The sequence below is a fragment of the Streptomyces liangshanensis genome, assembly GCF_011694815.1.
Lineage (GTDB): Bacteria > Actinomycetota > Actinomycetes > Streptomycetales > Streptomycetaceae > Streptomyces > Streptomyces liangshanensis.
This window is the reverse complement of record NZ_CP050177.1, coordinates 222,376-239,317: the sequence shown is the minus strand read 5'-3', so window position 1 is coordinate 239,317 and position 16,942 is coordinate 222,376. Positions and strand designations below refer to the sequence as shown.

Sequence of the window (16,942 nt, the reverse complement as noted above, 5' to 3'; positions counted from 1 at the left end):
AGCCGGCCCTCACCGGTTTCCGGACGCGTCTCGGACGGCGCTCGCTGGACTCGGCACGCTACGGGGAGACGGTACGGATGCAGATATCGGCGAAGGCGGACTACGCGGTGCGGGCGCTCGTGGAGCTCGCGGCCGACAGCGGGCGGCCCCTCACCTGTGAGTCGATCGCGTCCTCCCAGGACATCCCGTTCCGCTTCCTCAAGTCCGTCTTCCGCGACCTGCGTCAGGCGGGTCTGGTGCGCAGCCAGCGCGGCTGCGAGGGCGGCTACTGGATCGGCAGGGACGCGGCCGCGATCAGTGTGGCCGAGGTGATGACGGCGGTCGACGGGGAGTTCCTCACCGTGCGCGGCGAACGCCCCGGCGACCTCAGGTACCCGGGCGCCGCCGGGTCGCTGCCGGACCTGTGGCGCGCCGCCGAGGCCGCCGCGCAGGCCGTGCTGGGCAGCGCAACGATCGCCCAGCTCGCGGCCGGGGCGGCGCGCGAGACGCCGTCGGCCCGGGCCGAGGCCGTTCCGGCATGACCCCGGCCGAGGCGCGGGGCACGTACCGGCCGGCCCTGGACATCACCGAGTACACCGATCCGGTGTGTCCCTGGGCCTGGGGCTCCGAGCCTGTCTTCCGCCTGCTCAGGCTGCGGCTCGGGCGCCAGCTGGGCGACGCCGTGCGGTGGCGCCGGGTCTTCGGCATCCTCTTCGACGACGACGAGGACCCCGCGCCCGACCCGGACGCCGAGGCGCGGTGGTACGAACGGTTCACCCACGACGTCGGCTCCCACACCGGGGCGCCCTACGCGCCGCGGCTGCACCGGGTGGCCCGCAGCAGCTGGCCGGCCTCACTCGCCGCCAAGGCCGCGCAGGCGCAGGGGCCCGAGGTCGCCGAACGGGTCCTGCGGCGCCTGCGCGAGACCATGTTCGTCCTCGGCAGGCCCGCCGACACACCGGAGGGCATCCTCGCGGCCGTGCGGGGCGTCCCCGGACTCGACGTGCACCGCCTGCGCGAGGACGCGGCCGCCCCGGCGACCCGGGACGCGGTCCGGGCCGACTGGGCCGAGACGCGGCGCCCGCTGCCCGAGGTGGTGGACCTGGAAGCGCCGGGACCGCACCCGGGCCGCGCCAAGGAGGCCGGGGACCACCGCCGTTACGCCCTGCCGACCCTCCTCCTCGACGGCCCCGGGGGCCGTGTGTGCGTGCCGGGGTGGCGTCCCTTGGAGACCTATCTGGAGGCGGCCCGCACCGCGGCCGGGACGGCGGCGCAGGCCCCTCCCGTACGGCTGCCCGCCCGGGAGGCCCTGGAGCGGTGGCGCACCCTGACCGGTCCCGAAGTCGCCCTGCTCACCCGGGAGTCGGCGCCCCCGGCGGACGCCGTACGCGTCGACACGGGCCACGGCCCGCTGTGGCTGCATCCTGCGGAAAGCGCCCTCGCGGCCGACGAAACCGCAGGTCGCCAGGGTCTCGTCCAATGAGACACCTAAAGGTGTCCATTGACAGTCGGGCGCCGGGCCGTGAGGATACGGGCATGCATTCGATGCACCCCGGTGTGGTCTGCCGCTACGTGGATTACCGGCGCACTTCCAGCGCCCTCTGTCGCTGACCCGACCGCCGAACCGGCCCACCCGCCGCGGCACTTCGGCCTCCCGGCCCCGCCCCGGGCCGGGACCCGTCCGGCGGACCGGCCCGTGAGCTGATCCCGCGGCGCGACCGCCGGACAGCCGCGGCCCGTTCCCCGCACCGCCACGGCGGTGCCCCCGGGGGCCGTACCCGGCGGAAGTGATCTCGGCCCGCCCGCCGCTCCCGCGCGACCGGAGCTCCCGGCGCCGCCCCGCCCCACTGCCGTGGTGGCCGGCGCCGTACCTCCTGGGCAACCTCCCGCGCTCCTGGCCGGGGCCGCCCGCTCCCGGCGTCCCGCGCCGAAACTCCACGCCGACATCCCGCGCCCACACCGTTGTTGACGCGTGCCTCCGGCAGGTCCCGACGTCCTTGCCGGTCGCTCCCGACGTCCCCGCTCCGCGTTCTTCTGTGTCCATGTCCCGTTCTGTCCGGGCCGCCCGACCGGGCGTCCAGGCCCGCCCGCGTACCCGAACGCTCCGGTACGGCCGAGAAAGGTGGCGCTCCCATGCCGATCCTCCGCCCCTCCACCAGCAGCACCGCCCCTTCGCTGCCCGGAACCCCGTCCCGCCCCGGTCTCGGGCGGCGGTCCTTCCTCGGGCTCTCGCTCGGCGCCGGCGCGGCGCTGACCCTCGCCGCCTGCGGCGGCGGGTCCGCCTCCACCGCGGGAGGCCAGGCCGCCACCCTCAAGTGGGGCTGGGCGCTGCCCACTTCGTGGGACCCGGTCACCTCGTCCGCGGGGTGGGACGTGCACGCCCTCTCGCTCGTCTACGCCGGACTGACCAAACTCGACCTCACCGGCCAGGCCGTCCCGGCGCTCGCCACCTCTTGGAAGTACAACGCGGACGGCACGGTCGTCACCTTCACCCTCCGCGAGGGCCAGAAGTTCAGCGACGGCGCCCCCATCGACGCCACCGCCGTGAAGAAGAGCATCGAACGCGGCCGGGACGACGCCAAGTCGCTGGTCGCCTCCCAGCTCGTCGGCGTCAAGGACGTCACCGCCTTCGACGCCGGAACCGTCCGGCTGACCCTTGCCGCGCCGGACTTCCAGATCCCCGCCCTTCTCGCCGGCAAGACCGGCATGATCGTCAACCCCAAGGCCTTCGAGGGCGACGCGGCGGGCATCGCCACCAAGCCCGCCGGATCAGGGCCGTACACCCTGGTCTCGTACGTCCAGAACGCCAAGGCCGTGCTCCGCCGCAACCCCACGTACTGGGACGCGAGCCACATCAAGATCGAGAACTTCGAGGTCTACCCGCTTCCCGAGGCGTCCACGGTGGTCGCCGCGCTCACCTCCGGGCAGTACAACGTCGCCCAGATTCCAGGCAGTCAGGTCGAGGCCGCCAAGGCCGCCGGCCTGGAGGTCCAGGTCATCCCCTCCATGGTGGTCGCCGTCCTCGACCTCAACCTCGGCAAGGCGCCGTTCGACGACGACCCGGACGTCGCGCTGGCCATCAAGTACGCGATCGACCGGAAGGAGTTGCTCAAGACCGCGGCCTTCGGGCACGGCGAGGTCACCGTCCAGCCCTTCCCGCAGGGGTACGCCGGTCACGACGACGCGCTCGACAAGCTCTTCCCGTACGACCCCGACAAGGCACGGCAGTTGCTCGCGAAGGCCGGCCACGCCGGCGGGCTCGACCTGACCCTCTCCACGTCCACCCCCGAGGGCGTGCCGGAACTGATCCAGGCCCAGCTCAAGAAGGTCGGCATCAACGTCAGGATCGACACCGTCCCGCAGGCCCAGGCGACCCAACTCGTCTACATCCAGCGGAGCAAGGCGCTCTTCGTCGACCAGTTCGCCGGCCGTGACTCCGCGACCCAGGCCTTCCAGGTGCTCTTCGGCAAGGAGGGCCTGATGAACCCGGGCCGCACCACGTCACCCGAGCTGGAGAAGGCCCTCGACGTGGTCCGCCGCACCCCGCTCGACTCCGCCGAGTACCCGGCCGTGCTTCAGAAGGCCACCGGCATCGCCGTACGGACCATGCCGAACGTCTTCCTCTACACCGTGCCACGGATCCTCGCCCGCAACACCAAGGTGTCCCAGATCCCCGCGTACACCGTCGTCCAGCGCTTCGAGGGGGTGACCGTCGCATGACCGCCCCCGTCCTGACCCCGGCGGCCCGGCCGTCACCGCCCGAGGGCATCCGGCCGTCCTGGCTCCCGCCGCTGCGGCGCAAGCTGTCCGGGGCGCCGCGCTCGGCGGGCCGGGTGCTCGCCGTCACCGCCACCGTGTTCGTCCTGGCGTCGCTCCTGACCTTCGCGCTCGGCGCGCTGTCCGACGCCAACCCGGCCGCCGCCGTGCTCGGCGACCAGGCCACCCCGGCCGACATCGCCCGCATGCAGGCGCAGTTCGGCCTCGACCGGCCGCTGTACGCGCAGTACCTGAGCTGGCTCGGCCACGCGCTCTCCGGGGACCTCGGGGTGTCCTGGTTCACCAGCGTGCCGGTGGCCGACAGCATCTCCCAGGCGCTGCCGGTGGACCTGTCCATCGCCGGTCTCGCGCTGCTCCTGGCCGTGCTGCTCGGCGGCGGGGCCGGGATCGGGGCCGCGCTGAACAACGGCGGGCGGTTCGACCGGGCCGTCACGCTCGTCTGCTCGGTGCTCGCCACGCTGCCGCCGTTCCTCATCGGCATCGTGCTGATCGTCGTCTTCGCGGTGCAGCTCGGCGCGCTGCCGACAGGCGGGTACGTCCCGCTCGGCCAGAGCCCGGGGGAGTGGCTGCGGTACGCGATCCTGCCCGCGTTCGCGCTCAGCCTGGACGCCGCGGCGTCCATCGCACGGCAGTTGCGGACGTCGCTGGTCGGCGCGCTGCGCGAGAACTACGTGACCGGGGCGGAGATGCGCGGGTTCTCCTCGCGCCGGGTGCTGTTCGGACACGTGCTGCGCAACGCCGCCGGGCCAGCGCTGAGCGTGCTCGGGCTGAGCGTGCCGGTGATCCTGGGCGGCGCGGTCGTCACCGAGAAGATCTTCAACCTGCCGGGCATCGCGCAGCTCGCGCTCCAGTCGGCCGAACAGCACGACATCCCGGTCATCCAGGGGACGCTGCTCGTCACGGTCGTGGTGGTGCTGATCGCCAACATCGCGGTCAACGCGGCGCTCGCGGCGCTGAATCCGGCGGCGCGCAGAGGCGCGGCGGCCGGCCGCCGGCCCGCCGCGGACGGGGGCGCGTCATGAGGACCCTCCGCCGTACGTGGCAGCTGCGTTCCGCCCGGCTCGCCCTGGCCGTGCTCGCCGTCGTCGCCCTCCTCGCGGTCGCCGGGGGCGCGGTGGCGCCGCACGATCCGCTGGCGCAGAGTCCCGCGGACATGCTCCACGGCCCGAGCGCCGGGCACCTGCTCGGCACGGACTACCTGGGACGCGACGTCCTCAGCCGCCTCCTGGCGGGCACCGGGCGGTCGGTGGTGGGCGCGCTGGAGGCCGTCGGCGCCGCGATGCTGCTCGGCATCGTGCCGGGCATCGCCTCGGTGTGGCTCGGCCGTACCGTCGAATGGACGGCGCAGCGCGCCGCCGACACGTTGATGATCATGCCCTTCACGGTCTTCGCGATCGCCGTCGTCGGCGCGCTGGGCAACGGCATGCACCAGGCCATGCTGGCGCTGGGCGTGCTCTTCGCCCCGCTGTACTTCCGCGTGACGCGGGCCGCGGCGCTGGGCCTCAAGCAGGCGCAGTACGTCGAGGCCGCCGAGCTGATGGGCGCGTCGCGGTGGTGGATCCTGCGGGTCCACGTCTGGGGCAAGATCCTGCCGACGGTCGCGGTGACGACGGCCCAGGCGGTGGGCCAGGCGCTCCTGGTGGTCGCCTCGCTCACCTTCCTGGGCCTGGGCGTCCAGCCGCCCGCCCCGACGTGGGGCGGCATGCTCGCCTCGGACCTGGCCTACCTGTCCCAGCAGCCCTGGGCCCCGCTGATCCCGGGCGCGGCCATCATGCTCACGGTCGGCGCCCTGAACATCCTGGCAGACGCGGTACGCGACAGCGGCGGGACCGCCGCCGACCGCCCGAGGAGGACACCACTGCTGAGGGCACGTCGCGGGCAGCGGGTGGCCCCGGCAGCAGCACCGACGGGGCCCGGCGCTGCTGCGGGCACGTCGCCACAGGCCCCGGCCCCGGATTCGGCTCGGAGCCCAGGGCCGCGGGGGCGCGAGGACCAGGGCGGGTCAGTGGTCCCGGAGGGGGCCAGGGTTGCGGAGTCGGGGTCGCTTCCGTCCGGTGGGGAGGCGTCCGTGTCCGTCGGGGACGGGGACGGCGGGGGCGTCCGGGAGCGGGGCGGGGTGTCGTACGACGAGGCCGGTGCTGTACCGGTCGGCGGCGAACAGCGTGCGGAGGTGGAGCGTCATGTCAGCACCGGCTGAGACCTTGCGGCGGGCCGTCCTGACCGTCGACGGGCTCGACGTCACCGTGTCGGGCGGCGCGCGCGCCGTGCGGGACGTGTCGTTCACGCTCGGCCGCGGCGAGGCCGTCGGCCTCGTCGGGGAGTCCGGCAGCGGCAAGAGCCTGACCTGCCGTTCCGCCCTCGGCGTGCTGCCCGCGGGCTGCGAAGTCACGGCGGGACGTATCACCTTGGAGGCCACCGCAGCCACCGGCTCCACGTCCACCGGAGCCAACGGCTCCACCTCCACCGAGCTCAGCTCCCTCACCCGCAAGCAATGGAACGCCGTCCGCGGCAGCCGCGTAGGCGCCGTGTTCCAGGACCCCGCCTCGTATCTCAACCCCTCCCTCACCGTCGGCCGCCAGCTCGCCGAACAGCTCCGCGTCGGCCGCGGACTCGCCAGGTCCGCCGCCCACACGCGCGCCGTCGAACTGTTCGGCGCCGTCGGACTGCACCGCCCCGACGAGGTGTTCCACCAGTTCCCGCACGAACTGTCCGGCGGCATGCTCCAGCGGGTCCTGATCGCGATCGCCGTCTCCTGCGAGCCCGAACTGCTCATCGCCGACGAGGCCACCACCGCCCTGGACGTCGTCATCCAGGCCGAGATCCTCGAACTGCTCGCCCGGCTCCGGGCGGAGCGCGGCCTCGCGCTGCTCCTCGTCACCCACGACCTCGCCGTCGTCGCCGAGAGCTGCGACCGCATCCTCGTCATGTACGCCGGCGAGATCGTCGAGGACGGCCCCACCGCCGAGGTGCTCGCCGCGCCCTCCCACCCCTACACCGAGGCCCTCCTGCGGGTCGCGTCCCTCGGGGTGTGGGGCCGCCGCGAGCTCGACATCATCCCGGGCCGCCCGCCGGAGGCCGGCGCGGACCTGCCCGGCTGCCGCTTCGCCGACCGCTGCGCCCACGTCACCCCGCAGTGCACCGCGGGACCCGTCGCCCTGCACGAGCTGGGTGACGGGCGCCGCGCCCGCTGCCTGCGCCCCGCCGCCTCCGGAGCCGCCGTATGACCGCCGTCCGCACCGACGAGAACCCCTCCGCCCCCGCCCCGGAGAACCGGGCCCCGCTGCTGGAGATCAGCGGACTGACCGTCTCGTACGGCCGCCGCGCCACCGCCCTGCGCCGGGCGGGCAGCACCCGCGTCCTTTCGGGGGTCGACCTCACGGTCCGGGCGGGGGAGATCCTCGGGATCATCGGCGAGACCGGCTCGGGCAAGACGACCCTGGCCCGCGCCACCGTCGGCCTGGTGCGCCCCGACGCGGGGGAGATCGGCTTCGAGGGCCGCGACGTCACCCGGCTGAGCCGCCGGGACCTGCGGGGCTTCCGCCGCACCGGACGCGTCCAGTACATGTTCCAGGACCCGCTCCGGTCCCAGGACCCGGAGTTGACGGTACGTCAGGTCGTCGCGGAGCCCCTCGCGTCGGTCGGCGCCGCCACCCGCCAGGAGCGCGCGCGGCGGGCCGACGAGGCCCTGACTCTCGTCGGCCTCGACGCCGGGGCGCTCGGCCCGCGCACCCCGGCCCAGCTCTCCGGCGGCCAGCGCCAGCGCGTCTCGCTGGCCCGCGCCATCGTCACCCGCCCCCGGCTGCTGCTCAGCGACGAGCCGGTCAGCGCCCTCGACGCCTCCAACCGCAACCTCGTTCTGAGCCTGCTCGACCGGCTCCGCCGCGAACTGGACCTCGCCGTCGTCGTCATCTCGCACGACCTCAGCTCACTCGCGGGCATCGCCGACCGGGTCGCCGTCCTCTACCGCGGCCGGCTCGTGGAACAGGGCCCCATCAGCGAGGTCCTGGAACACCCCAGGCACCCGTACACCGCCCTGCTCACCGCCTCCGCGCCGAGCGTGCGCCGCGAACACCGGCTGCTTCCCGCGCAGTTGCGCCCCGACCCGGTCCTCGCGGCGGGACGGACGCCGTGGCCCGACGACGAGGGCTGCGTCTTCGCGCCCCGCTGCCGCTTCGCCGGCCCGGCGTGCCGGGAGGAGCCGGCCGCCGTCCCCGTCCCCGTCCCCATCCCCGTCCCCGCCTCCGGAACCGCCGCGCCGACCCCCGTCGAAACCGCCGCGCGAACCGCCCCCGAAACCGCCGCCCGGGCCACCGCTCGACCCACCGCGACGCGACTACCTTCCCCCGCAGGGGGACCCGACCCGTCCAGGCCGCACCACACCGTCGCCTGCCACCACGCCGCCACCTGGCGCGGCGGTCTCGGCTGAACAGGAGAACCCACCGCCATGGCCCTCGAATTCATCGGCATCGCCGCCACCCAGGAGACCAGCGAGAGCGGCTCCCGCACCCCCGTCGCCGGCCGCGACGGGGTCTCCACCCAGACCGAGACCGGACAGGCCGCCGGCCCTGTCGTCCAGCCCGGCTACCTCCGGGAACTGGCCCGCGCCCACGAGGAGTCCGGCTTCGACCGCGTCCTCGTCGCCCACTCCTCCGCGAGCCCCGACGGCTTCACCGTCGCCGACCAGATCCTCACCCACACCGACCGGCTCGGCGTCCTGCTCGCCCACCGCCCCGGCTTCGTCTCCCCGACCCTCGCCGCCCGCAAGTACGCCACCCTCGACGCGTTCCACCCCGGCCGCGTCGCCCTCCACGTCATCACCGGAGGCGACGACGCCGACCAGGCACGCGACGGCGACTTCAGCGACAAGCCCACCCGCTACCGCCGCACCGACGACTTCCTCGACGTCGTCCGCAAGGAGTGGGACTCCACCGAACCCTTCGACCACGAGGGGGAGTTCTACCGCGTGAAGGGCGGCTTCTCCGCCGTACGCCCCGCCGCCCCCATCCCCGTCTACTTCGGAGGCGCGTCCGCGGACGCCGTCCGCGTCGGCGGCAAGCACGCCGACGTCTACGCCTTCTGGGGCGAACCGCTCGCCGGGATCGCCGAGCGCATCCGCGAGGTACGGGCCGCCGCCGCGCCGTACGGCCGCGAACCGCGCTTCAGCGTGAGCCTGCGCCCCATCCCCGCCGCCACCGAGGAGCAGGCCTGGGAACGGGCCACGGAGATCCTGCGGCTCACCGAGGAACGGGTCGGCGAGACCTCCAGGGCCTTCCACCTCGACCACTCCACCCAACGCGGCTCCCAACGGCTGCTGGAGTACGCCGCCCAGGGCGACGTCCACGACAAGCGGCTGTGGACCGCCATCGCCCGGACCACCGGCGCGGCGGGCAACTCCACCGCCCTGGTCGGCAGTTACGAACAGGTCGCCGAATCCCTCCTCGACTACGTCTCCCTCGGCGTGTCCACCCTCCTCATCCGCGGCTTCTCGCCCCTCGCCGACGCCCGCGACTACGGCACGCTCATCGACCTCGTCCGCGCCGGCGCCGAACGCACCGGAGCCGGCCGCCTCCAGGTCCCCGCATGACCTCCCCGCCCGCGCCGGGTCCCGCCTCCCCGCCGGGCTCCCTGCCGACGACCTCGCACTGGGGCGCGTACAGCGTGCGCCCCGGCACGGGCGCCCGGGGCGGCCCCGGCGGCGCGCCCCACGGGGACCTCGGCATCCGGCCGCACCCGGCCGACCCCTCGCCCTCCCCGCTCCTGCGCAACATCGACGGGGCACTGCGCCACCCCACCCGGGTACGCCGCCCCGCCGTGCGCCGCGGCTGGCTCGAACACGGCCCCGGGCCCACCGACCGGCGCGGCCGGGAGCCGTTCGTCGAGATCGGCTGGGACGAGGCGCTGGACCTCACGGCCGCCGAACTCGCCCGGGTCAGGGACGAGCACGGCCCGACAGCCGTCTTCGGCGGCTCGTACGGCTGGGCCTCGGCCGGCCGGTTCCACCACGCCCAGAGCCAACTGCACCGCTTCCTCGCCCAGTTCGGCGGCTACACCGCCTCCCGCAACTCCTACAGCCTCGGCGCCTCGCTCGTCCTCCTGCCCCACCTCGTCGGAGCGGCCGGCGCCCAGGCCGTGCTGCGCGCCGCCTCCAGCTGGCCCACCCTGGTCGCGCACACCGAGCTGATCGTCGCGTTCGGCGGCATCCCCGCCAAGAACGTCCACGTCACCCCGGGCGGCGTCACCCGCCACCGCACCCCGGGGCACCTCGACGCCCTCGCCGCCGCCGGCACCCGCGTCGCCCTGATCAGCCCGCTCCGCGCCGACCTGCCCGAAGGCCTCGACACCGACTGGCACGCCATCGTCCCCGCCACCGACACGGCCCTGATGCTCGGCCTCGCCCACACCCTCCTCACCGAGAACCTGCACGACCGCGCCTTCCTCGACCGCTGCACCACCGGCTTCGACACCTTCGCCCACTACCTCGACGGCCGCGCCGACGGCACCCCCAGGAGCGCCGAGTGGGCCGCCGCGATCTGCGGCCTCGACGCCTCCCGGATCCGCACGCTCGCCCGCCGCATGGCCGCCTCCCGCACCCTGGTCACCGTCACCTGGTCCCTCCAGCGGATCCAGCACGGCGAACAACCCGTCTGGGCCGCCCTCGCGCTCGCCGCGATGCTCGGCCAGATCGGCCTGCCCGGCGGCGGGTTCGGGCACGGTTACGGCTCGATGGGCGACGTCGGCGACCACGGCCCCCAACTGCGCCTGCCGTACCTGCCCCAAGGACCCAACCCGGTGGGGGAGTTCATCCCCTGCGCCCGGATCGCCGACCTGCTGCTCCACCCCGGCGGGACCTACGAGTACGACGGCGAGACCCGTACGTACCCCGACATCAGGCTCGTCCACTGGGCCGGCGGCAACCCGTTCCACCACCACCAGGACCTCGGCCGGCTCCGCCGCGCCTTCGGCCGGCCCGACACCGTGATCGTCCACGAACCGCACTGGACCGCCACCGCCCGGCACGCCGACATCGTCCTCCCGGCCACCACCACACTGGAACGCGAGGACCTCGGCGGCGGACGCCGAGACACCCACCTCATCGCCATGCACCGCGCCGTCGACCCCGTCGGCGAGGCCAGGGACGACCACGCCATCCTCGCCGGGCTCGCCGGCCGGCTCGGCTTCGGCGAGCGCTTCACCGAGGGCCGGACCCCGCGCGCCTGGCTGGAGCACCTCTACGGATCCTGGCGCGAGGAACTGCGCGCCGACGGCACGGACGTACCGGAGTTCGAAGACTTCTGGACCGCGGGCGACTACGAACTCCCCTCGGAACGAGCGGACTTCACGCTCTTCGAGGACTTCAGGCGCGATCCCGTGCGGCACCCGCTGGACACCCCCAGCGGGCGCATCGAGATCACGTCCGGGCCCGTCGCCGCCCTGGGCCTGGCCGACTGCCCCGGCCACCCGGTCTGGCTCGAACCCGACGAGTGGACCGGCGGCCCCGCGGCCGGCCGCCACCCCCTCCTGCTGATCGCCAACCAGCCGGCCACCCGCCTCCACAGCCAGTTCGATGTCGGCGCCCTGAGCCTGGACGCCAAGGTCGCCGGACGCGAGGCCGTCCAGCTGCACCCCGCCGACGCGGCGGCCCGCGCGATCCGGGACGGCGACGTCGTCAGGATCTTCAACGACCGCGGGGCCGTGCTCGCCGGGGCCGTCCTCACCGACGGCGTACGGCCCGGGGTGCTGCGCCTGCCGACCGGCGCGTGGTTCGACCCCGTACCGCAACAAGACCCGCGAGAGCCGCCGTTGTGCGCGCACGGCAACCCCAACACCCTCACGGCCGACGTCCCCACCTCCCGCCTCACCCAGGGCTGCACCGGCCAGCACGCGCTGGTCGAGGTGGAGAGGTACACCGGCGACCCGCCACCCGTGACGGTCCGGCGACCGCCGCCCCTGCTCGACGGGGCGACCGTGCCCCGCCACCGACACCGCCACCGCCCCACCGTCCACCCGCACCCCGACCGGCCGGAGACCCCGTGACCCCCACCCACCGGACAGCGGACCAGGACCGCACCCTGCCGTCTCTCCCGCCTCTGCCTGCCCTGCCACCCCTGCGCCTCGACCTGCTGCCCGCCGTCACCGAGAGCCTCGCCGCCCGCGCGGCCGAGCACGACCGCGACGCGTCCTTCCCCGCCGAGGCCTTCCCCCTCCTGCACGGGGCGGGCCTGCTCACCGCCACCGTCGCCGCCCGCCACGGCGGCCCCGGCGCGGGCCTCGCCGACACCGCCCGGATCCTGCGCGCGCTCGGCGCGGGCGACCCCGCCGCCGCCCTCGTCACGGCGATGACCCTGTTCACCCACGCGGCCGAGGCCCGTACGCCCGGCGGCTGGCCGCCCGCCCTCTACGCGGACCTCCTGGACCACTCGGCGAAGGGCCCTGCCCTCGTCAACGCCCTGCGTGTGGAGCCCGAGTTGGGCAGTCCGGTACGGGGCGGCCTGCCCGCCACCACCGCCCGGCGCGACGGCGACCGGTGGCTGCTCACCGGCCGGAAGATCTACTCGACCGGGGCCGTCGGCCTCAGCCGGCTGCTGGTCTTCGCACGGACCGACGAGGACCCGGTGCGCGTCGGTTCGTTCGTCGTCCGCGCGGGCAGCCCGGGCCTGGCGATCGAGCCGACCTGGGACCACGTCGGCCTGCGCGCGAGCCGCAGCGACGACGTCGTCCTCGACTCCGTGCCCGTACCGCTCGGCGACGTCCTCGGCCTCGCCGAGGCGGGCTCGACCCCCGGCGCCCGGCCCGATCCCGAGACCGGCGCGTGGAACGCGCTCGGGCTGTCCGCGCTGTACCTCGGCGTGGCGGGGGCGGCCCGCGACTGGCTCACGCGCTTCCTCCACGAGCGGGTCCCGACGTCCCTCGGCGCGCCGCTGGCCACCCTGCCCCGCTTCCAGAGCGCCGTCGGCGAGATCGAGACCGCGCTGTTCGGCGCGGACACCCTCGTGGACACGCTCGCCGCCCGGGTCGACGCGGGGGACCGTACGGCGGCCGGACAGGCGGGCGCCGTCAAGGTCCTCGCCACCCGGGCCGCCATCGGCGCCGTCGAACAGGCGGTGGCCCTGACCGGCAACCACGGGCTGACCCGCGCCAACTCCCTCCAGCGGCACTACCGGGACGTCCTGTGCAGCCGGGTCCACACCCCGCAGGACGACTCGGTGCTCCTCACCGCCGGCCGTGACGCACTCGCCCGGGCGCTCGAAACCGGTGCCGACCACGAAACAAGCACCGACCGCGCCGACCCCGAGTCCGATGCCGGGCACGCAGCGCCCGCCCCCGTCCCCGGCCCGTCCGTCCCCTCCACTCCCGACCCCCGGTCGCACGACCGCCGGTCCGCACCGAAAGGCACCTGAACCATGACCGAGCAGCACTCCTCCGCCGCCCGCGCCCCGCACTCCGTCGAGTTCATCGGCATGATCGGTACGCAGGACTCCTCGGAGACCAGGCCCCCGAGCGGCCCCCAGATCGACCGGGCCTACACCGCCCGCTTCGCCCGCGCCCACGAGGACGCCGGCTTCGACCGGATCCTCATCGGCTACAGCTCGGGCCGGCCCGACGGCGCCCAGGTCGCCGCGTACGTCGCCGCGCACACCGAACGGCTCGGCCTGCTGGTCGCCCACCGCCCCGGCTTCATCGCGCCGACGCTCGCCGCCCGCAGCTTCGCCACGCTGGACCAGTTCACCGGCGGGCGCGTCGCCGTGCACACCATCACCGGCGGCCACGACGCCGAGCAGCGCAGGGACGGCGACTACCTGGACAAGGAGGAGCGCTACGACCGCACCGACGAGTATCTTTCCGTCCTGCGCCGGGCCTGGTCCTCCGGCGAACCGTTCAGCCACCAGGGCCGCCACTACCGTTTCGAGGACTACGGCTCCCAGGTGCTGCCCGTCCACGCGTCCGGTATCCCGCTCTACTTCGGCGGTTCCTCCGAGGCCGCCTACCGCGTGGGCGGCAAGCACGCCGACACCTTCGCCCTGTGGGGCGAGCCGCTCGCCGAGACGGCCGAGCAGATCGCGTCCGTCCGCGCGGCGGCCGTCGCGGCGGGCCGTACCGAACTCCCGGGAATCAGCGTGTCGTTCCGGCCGATCCTGGCGCCCACCGAGGAACTGGCCTGGGAACGCGCCCATCGCATCCTGGACACCATCAAGTCCGGTGCGGGCAAGCCCTTCTTCGCCGAGTCGCGCCGCCACCAGGGCCCCGAGGGGCCGCAGAACACCGGCTCGCAGCGGCTCCTCGCGGCCGCCGCGAAGGGCGACCTGCACGACCGCGCGCTGTGGACGCCGACCGCCTCCGCGACCGGCGCGGGAGGCAACACCACGGCGCTCGTGGGCACTCCGGAGACCGTCGCCCAGGCACTGCTCGACTACGTCGACATCGGTGTGACGACCCTCCTCATCCGGGGGTACGACCCGCTCGACGACGCCATCGACTACGGCCGCCACCTCCTCCCGCTCGTCCGCCAGGAACTCGCCCACCGGAAGGCCGCCGCGGCCGCCTCCGTGTCGGACGGGCCCGCCCTCGCCCCCGCCGGAAGCGCCCGATGACCGGCCTGTTCACCGCCCCGGCCCCCAGCACCCCGACCCTCGGGCGCAGTTGGCGGCAGCCCGAGGGCATCGACCCGCGCGGCACGCTGCTCGTACTGCCGGGCCGGGGCGAACACCCGCTGGTGTACGAGCGGTTCGGGCGCCGGCTCGCCGCCGACGGCTACCAGGTCCACGCCCTCGCGACCACGCCCGGCGACCGGACCGAGGACGTCCTCGCCCGGGCGGCCGAGGCCGCGGGGCGCGATCCCGTCGCCCCGGTGATCCTCGTCGGCAGCGACACGGGCGCCCTCCAGGCCCTCCACACGGCCGCCGACGCCGACCCCCGGCTGACCGTCGCGGGCATCGTCGTGGCGGGTGCCGCCCCGACGACGGACGCGGCTACCGGTGCCGCCCCGACCACGGCCGCCCGGGAAGCCGGGGCGCCGCAGGACGCGGCGGGGCCCTGGCAGGCCGAGCTGGCGGCCCGTACCGCCTGCCCGGCGCACCGCAAACGGCTCACCGAGGACGTCGCGTTCGTACGGGGGAGCCTCGACGCCGCCGTACCGGACCGGCTGCGGTCCGAGGCGCGGCCCGCCGTGCCCGCCCTCGTCCTGCACGGCGCGGCCGACCCGGTCACGCCCCTGGGGCAGGCGCGCGAGCTGGCGGCCCGGCTCCCGCGCGCCACGCTCGGGGTGGTGCGCGACGGGCTGCACGACGTCCTCAACGACGCCTCGCACCGCACCACGGCGGCGGTGGTCGTCCTGTGGCTGGAGCGCTTGCGCGCGGATCCCACCGGGCGCCCGATCCTCACCGTCGAGGAACCGGCGGAACCGGAAGCAGCGGAACAGGTCGAAGAAGGCGCGGAAGGCGCGCGTTCGTGAACCACCACCACGGAGGAAGGGAAGCGGCATGACCGTGTCCATCGAACGCGCAGCCGGAATCACCCGGGGGCCGGTGCCCGGCACCCCCGACGAGATACTCCGGCGCACCCTGCGCCGGCACGCGGCCGGGGTCACCGTGATCACGGTCCCCGGGCTGGCCGGTTTCACCGCCACCTCGTTCACGTCCGTCTCCCTGGAGCCCGCCCTCGTCTCCTTCTGCCTCGGTCTCACGGCGTCGACGTTCCCCGCCGTGCAGCGCGCCGACCGCTTCGCGGTGCACGTGCTGGGCGCCGGGAACACCACGCTGGCCCGGCAGTTCGCGCGCAGCGGCATCGACCGCTTCGACGGGGTCCCGTGGTCGGAGGAGGCCGACGGGCTGCCCGTGCTCGACGGTGTCCCGGCCTGGCTCAGCGCCCGGGTGACGCTCCGCCAGCGCGTGGGGGACCACCTCCTCGTCGTCGGCGAGATCGACGCGGGCGGCGGCCACGGCGAGGGGGACGCCCTCGTCCACCACAACGGCGCGTTCGCCGTGCCCGTGAGCCTTCCGTCGCGGACGGGGGAGTGACGCAGCGGCCGACACCGCCCGGGCCGGGCCATGACCGACAGAGCACGCCTCCGGGCGTGCTCTGTCCGGTTACTGCCCGCGTTCAACGGAGGCACGAGGGGGGAGGGGCGCGCGCCCGGCGCATTCAAGAATGATGTGAACTCGTGAATGCGCGGGGTGGCCGGAATGGCTCCTTCACATTTGTTGATACCCGGCGAAAACGGGCGGTGTTCGGCCGGTACGCACCCCCGGGTGCCGATTGGCATATGACCTCGGCGAGCCTGTTTATCGCCGCCCGCCAAGTACTTGTCAGTAACGGCGCAAATGTTCGTCTTTGAGTGTCCGCGATCCTCTAAGGTGACTGGCGTGAACGGGTGAAGGCGGGGTACTTGTACCCGGTCTGCCGTGCATGCCGGTATGGGGGTGTTATCGCCGTTCCGGGTGGCCGTGATCCGGCCGCGCGGTGCCGAGTGCCGAACGGTGTCGCCGAGAGGCGACGCCGTAATCGGCGTACGGGGGACAAGGGTGATGAACACGCCGTGGAAAGACAGAGAACAGGTGGGGGGAAAACCGTGACCAATCCTTTCGACGACGAATCCGAGCGGTTCGTGGTGCTGGTGAACGCCGAGGGGCAGTACTCGCTGTGGCCCGCGCGGCTCGACATTCCGGGTGGCTGGCGCGCCGAGGGGCCGGAGCAGTCGCGACAGGAATGCCTGGACCTGATCGAGGGCGCCTGGAGTGACATGCGGCCCGCCGGCCTGGTGCGGGCGATGGAGGGCGAGGCCGGGTAGCCGGACGGCCGGGCGTCCCCCGGGGCCGGGTGGGGCCGGGCCGCCGACGGCGGCCGGCCCCACCCGACCCGGCCGACGCGGCACCGGAACGACTTCTTCCTTGGCTTTGCTCTTTTCCGAGCGAAATCGATCAGGGGTGATCGAAGATCAGTCGCGTCCGGTCCGTAGGACATCCCGCCTTCATGCGCTGTCCATAATTCATCGGCGGCCCGCTCTGCCGCCGTCCGTAACGCGCGTACGACCGTAACGCGCGTACGACGAGGCCGCCGCGCCGCCATGCGTGAAGGCGCGGCGCATTCCTCATGGCTTTCACCGGCCCGTCATGAACGACGGGTGCGACGGCGAGGCTGGTTTCGCCATGCCTTTCTCGCCGTTCCTCATAATCTTCCCGAAGGTGTCGAT

13 protein-coding genes and 1 pseudogene are annotated in these 16,942 nt (G+C 74.4%); all 14 read left to right on the top strand.

Going from position 1 to position 16,942, the window contains the following annotated elements; all coding sequences use genetic code 11:
• Positions 1-77: 77 nt before the first annotated feature.
• The 14 genes and pseudogenes from HA039_RS00980 (at position 78) to HA039_RS00915 (ending at position 16,540) form a co-directional block, all read left to right on the top strand.
• Positions 78-521, top strand: coding sequence for an RrF2 family transcriptional regulator (locus tag HA039_RS00980; RefSeq protein ID WP_167035917.1), 444 nt, complete (start codon positions 78-80; stop codon positions 519-521).
• Positions 518-1,462: a DsbA family protein gene (locus HA039_RS00975; RefSeq protein WP_167022318.1), complete on the top strand. Its 945-nt coding sequence runs from the start codon at positions 518-520 to the stop codon at positions 1,460-1,462. Before HA039_RS00980 ends, HA039_RS00975 begins: the two co-directional genes overlap by 4 nt.
• A 650-nt stretch (positions 1,463-2,112) precedes the next feature.
• Positions 2,113-3,699: an ABC transporter substrate-binding protein gene (locus tag HA039_RS00970; protein ID WP_167022315.1), complete on the top strand. Its 1,587-nt coding sequence runs from the start codon at positions 2,113-2,115 to the stop codon at positions 3,697-3,699.
• A complete protein-coding gene (locus tag HA039_RS00965; RefSeq protein ID WP_167022312.1) occupies positions 3,696-4,778 on the top strand; it encodes an ABC transporter permease in 1,083 nt (360 codons plus the stop codon). The genes HA039_RS00970 and HA039_RS00965 overlap by 4 nt, the downstream gene beginning before the upstream one ends.
• Positions 4,775-5,659: pseudogene (locus tag HA039_RS00960) on the top strand (ABC transporter permease); the annotation flags it as partial. The gene HA039_RS00965 and the pseudogene HA039_RS00960, both read left to right, overlap by 4 nt.
• Before the next feature lie 277 nt (positions 5,660-5,936).
• Positions 5,937-6,980, top strand: a complete 1,044-nt coding sequence (locus tag HA039_RS00955; protein ID WP_167022306.1) for an ABC transporter ATP-binding protein — start codon at positions 5,937-5,939, stop codon at positions 6,978-6,980.
• Positions 6,977-8,182 (top strand): ABC transporter ATP-binding protein, encoded by a 1,206-nt coding sequence (locus HA039_RS00950; protein ID WP_167022303.1) that lies wholly within the window; start codon positions 6,977-6,979, stop codon positions 8,180-8,182. Before HA039_RS00955 ends, HA039_RS00950 begins: the two co-directional genes overlap by 4 nt.
• A gap of 18 nt (positions 8,183-8,200) precedes the next feature.
• Positions 8,201-9,340 (top strand): LLM class flavin-dependent oxidoreductase, encoded by a 1,140-nt coding sequence (locus HA039_RS00945; protein WP_167022300.1) that lies wholly within the window; start codon positions 8,201-8,203, stop codon positions 9,338-9,340.
• Positions 9,337-11,790, top strand: a complete 2,454-nt coding sequence (locus HA039_RS00940) for a molybdopterin-dependent oxidoreductase (RefSeq protein ID WP_167022297.1) — start codon at positions 9,337-9,339, stop codon at positions 11,788-11,790. The genes HA039_RS00945 and HA039_RS00940 overlap by 4 nt, the downstream gene beginning before the upstream one ends.
• Positions 11,787-13,154, top strand: a complete 1,368-nt coding sequence (locus tag HA039_RS00935) for an acyl-CoA dehydrogenase family protein (protein ID WP_243868980.1) — start codon at positions 11,787-11,789, stop codon at positions 13,152-13,154. The genes HA039_RS00940 and HA039_RS00935 overlap by 4 nt, the downstream gene beginning before the upstream one ends.
• A gap of 3 nt (positions 13,155-13,157) precedes the next feature.
• Positions 13,158-14,345 carry an LLM class flavin-dependent oxidoreductase gene (locus HA039_RS00930; RefSeq protein WP_167022293.1) on the top strand — a complete coding sequence of 396 codons (1,188 nt, stop codon included), beginning with the start codon at positions 13,158-13,160 and terminating at the stop codon, positions 14,343-14,345.
• Positions 14,342-15,205: an alpha/beta hydrolase gene (locus tag HA039_RS00925; protein WP_167022290.1), complete on the top strand. Its 864-nt coding sequence runs from the start codon at positions 14,342-14,344 to the stop codon at positions 15,203-15,205. The genes HA039_RS00930 and HA039_RS00925 overlap by 4 nt, the downstream gene beginning before the upstream one ends.
• A 28-nt stretch (positions 15,206-15,233) precedes the next feature.
• Positions 15,234-15,770, top strand: a complete 537-nt coding sequence (locus HA039_RS00920; protein ID WP_167022287.1) for a flavin reductase family protein — start codon at positions 15,234-15,236, stop codon at positions 15,768-15,770.
• A gap of 551 nt (positions 15,771-16,321) precedes the next feature.
• Positions 16,322-16,540 carry an MbtH family protein gene (locus tag HA039_RS00915; protein WP_167022283.1) on the top strand — a complete coding sequence of 73 codons (219 nt, stop codon included), beginning with the start codon at positions 16,322-16,324 and terminating at the stop codon, positions 16,538-16,540.
• Positions 16,541-16,942 lie beyond the last annotated feature (402 nt).

Coding starts and splice junctions, on each gene's coding strand:
- HA039_RS00980 (WP_167035917.1), top strand. CDS start 78: ATGCAGATATCGGCGAAGGCGGACTACGCGGTGCGGGCGCTCGTGGAG.
- HA039_RS00975 (WP_167022318.1), top strand. CDS start 518: ATGACCCCGGCCGAGGCGCGGGGCACGTACCGGCCGGCCCTGGACATC.
- HA039_RS00970 (WP_167022315.1), top strand. CDS start 2,113: ATGCCGATCCTCCGCCCCTCCACCAGCAGCACCGCCCCTTCGCTGCCC.
- HA039_RS00965 (WP_167022312.1), top strand. CDS start 3,696: ATGACCGCCCCCGTCCTGACCCCGGCGGCCCGGCCGTCACCGCCCGAG.
- HA039_RS00955 (WP_167022306.1), top strand. CDS start 5,937: ATGTCAGCACCGGCTGAGACCTTGCGGCGGGCCGTCCTGACCGTCGAC.
- HA039_RS00950 (WP_167022303.1), top strand. CDS start 6,977: ATGACCGCCGTCCGCACCGACGAGAACCCCTCCGCCCCCGCCCCGGAG.
- HA039_RS00945 (WP_167022300.1), top strand. CDS start 8,201: ATGGCCCTCGAATTCATCGGCATCGCCGCCACCCAGGAGACCAGCGAG.
- HA039_RS00940 (WP_167022297.1), top strand. CDS start 9,337: ATGACCTCCCCGCCCGCGCCGGGTCCCGCCTCCCCGCCGGGCTCCCTG.
- HA039_RS00930 (WP_167022293.1), top strand. CDS start 13,158: ATGACCGAGCAGCACTCCTCCGCCGCCCGCGCCCCGCACTCCGTCGAG.
- HA039_RS00925 (WP_167022290.1), top strand. CDS start 14,342: ATGACCGGCCTGTTCACCGCCCCGGCCCCCAGCACCCCGACCCTCGGG.
- HA039_RS00920 (WP_167022287.1), top strand. CDS start 15,234: ATGACCGTGTCCATCGAACGCGCAGCCGGAATCACCCGGGGGCCGGTG.